This is a genomic window from Leptolyngbya sp. FACHB-36 (assembly GCF_014695955.1).
Taxonomy (GTDB): Bacteria; Cyanobacteriota; Cyanobacteriia; order Leptolyngbyales; family Leptolyngbyaceae; genus FACHB-36.
This window is the reverse complement of record NZ_JACJPG010000037.1, coordinates 1-1,501: the sequence shown is the minus strand read 5'-3', so window position 1 is coordinate 1,501 and position 1,501 is coordinate 1. Positions and strand designations below refer to the sequence as shown.

The 1,501-nt window shown below is 54.0% G+C and carries 2 protein-coding genes; both read left to right on the top strand.

The window, feature by feature from the left end; genetic code table 11:
* Positions 1–945, top strand: a 945-nt coding sequence (locus H6F43_RS00535) for an ABC transporter ATP-binding protein (RefSeq protein WP_190340088.1), incomplete at its 5' end; no start/stop codon positions are given.
* 158 nt (positions 946–1,103) lie between these two features.
* Positions 1,104–1,501 (top strand): class II glutamine amidotransferase (locus H6F43_RS00530; RefSeq protein WP_190340086.1); only part of this gene is annotated, 398 nt, incomplete at its 3' end.

Sequence of the window (1,501 nt, the reverse complement as noted above, 5' to 3'; positions counted from 1 at the left end):
GCCGCCGATCGTCCTACGGTCGTCGAAACGTACAATTTGCGAAAAGTCTACCGAACAGGCTTCTGGCTGAATCAAAAAGTCGTGTCCCTTCACGACTGCACCCTCAGCATCTATCAAGGCGAAACCTTTGGGCTGCTAGGACCGAACGGCGCAGGCAAAACCACACTGCTAAAACTCCTGCTGGGCATTGTTCGTCCGAGCAAGGGACGCGGGCTGCTGTTGGGTGCACCGCTGGGCGATCGCGCTGTCAAGCAGCGCATCGGCTACCTGCCAGAGAGTCCTTACTTCTACGACTACTTGACAGGATGGGAAATCTTGCAGTTCACCGCTGGGCTATTTCAGATTCCACGATCAATTCAGCGTAAGCGCATCCCCGAACTGCTCGATCGCGTCGGTCTATCGCAGTCTGCCGCTCGTCGCAAGCCGTTGCGGCAATACTCCAAAGGAATGCTGCAGCGAATTGGCATGGCGCAAGCGCTGATTAACGACCCAGACTTGGTGTTTTTGGATGAGCCGATGTCTGGATTGGACCCCTTAGGACGCTACCAGATTCGGGAAATTATCTTGTCACTGAAGGCGCAGGGCAAGACTGTATTTTTCAACAGCCACATTCTGTCAGATGTGGAGATGATCTGCGATCGCGTCGCGATTCTGGCACAGGGCGACCTTCTCTGTGCAGGTTCGCTGCAAGAGTTGCTGGGCGGAACCGATGCTTACCAGGTAAAAGTGAAGGGCGGCAATCCGGACACCCTCCGCAACCGCTTGGACGGTCTAGAGTTTCAGGATGGCTATTGGCAGGGGCACCTCCTCGGCAGTCCGCAAGATTTCCTTGCTAGCCTAAATTTAATGGGGGCTCAACTGGTTTCGATGCAGCTAGCGCGCCCGTCACTAGAGGATTTTTTTGTGCAGCAGTTGACGCAGCGGGGAATTCAGGAGAACCGTTAGGGAGCCGCGATCGTCCGATTCTGTTTGGAAGTTTGTGATTGACACGCAGTGTCACTCTACAGGCTGATTGTCACTCACCTGCCATGCGGCAGCGACACGATCGTGACTTCCAATCGCTAGAATCGCCGAGAACCCTTAATTGAGAAGCATTTTTGTCCATGTGTCGATTATTAGGCTATTTGGGACCCAGGGTTCAACTCGATCGCCTGTTGTTTAAACCTGAACACTCTCTGATTGTTCAGAGCTATCAGCCTAAGGAAATGACGGCTGGCTTACTCAATGCTGACGGCTTTGGCGTGGGCTGGTATCACCCCGAGCGGCAAAATGAAGCGTTTGTGTATAAGAACACGCTGCCGATCTGGAGCGATGTCGTAAATCTGCCGAGCTTGAGCCGCTACGTAGAGTCAGGGTGCATTTTGGCGAACGTCCGCAGCGCCACACCCGGACTGACGGTGGATTTGAGCAACTGTCAGCCGTTTCAGTATCAACGCCTCTTAGCGATGCACAATGGGGCGATCGAACAGTTCCGTCAATCGCTGTACCGTCCGATTCGCGA